This window comes from Streptomyces atratus (assembly GCF_014648655.1).
GTDB classification, from domain to species: domain Bacteria; phylum Actinomycetota; class Actinomycetes; order Streptomycetales; family Streptomycetaceae; genus Streptomyces; species Streptomyces atratus.
In genome coordinates, this window is the sequence record NZ_BMRN01000157.1 from 1709 (window position 1) to 1969 (window position 261).

Sequence of the window (261 nt, forward strand, 5' to 3'; positions counted from 1 at the left end):
GAGCGCCATTAATCAGGACGGTGCGAGTAATGGGCTGACGGCTCCGAACGGTCCGTCTCAACAACGTGTCATCCGGGCGGCGTTGGAGAATGCCGGGTTGTCGACCGCTGATGTGGATGCGGTGGAGGCGCATGGGACGGGGACGCGGTTGGGTGACCCGATCGAGGCGCAGGCGTTGTTGGCGACGTACGGTCAGGGGCGTCCTGACAGTGATCCTTTGTGGTTGGGGTCGTTGAAGTCGAATCTGGGTCATGCGCAGGC

General features: G+C 62.8%; 1 protein-coding gene. It reads left to right on the forward strand.

The genetic code is table 11. The features are described 5' to 3' along the window. On the forward strand, positions 1–261 hold a 261-nt coding region (locus IEZ15_RS43775; protein ID WP_373302781.1), incomplete at both ends, for a hypothetical protein.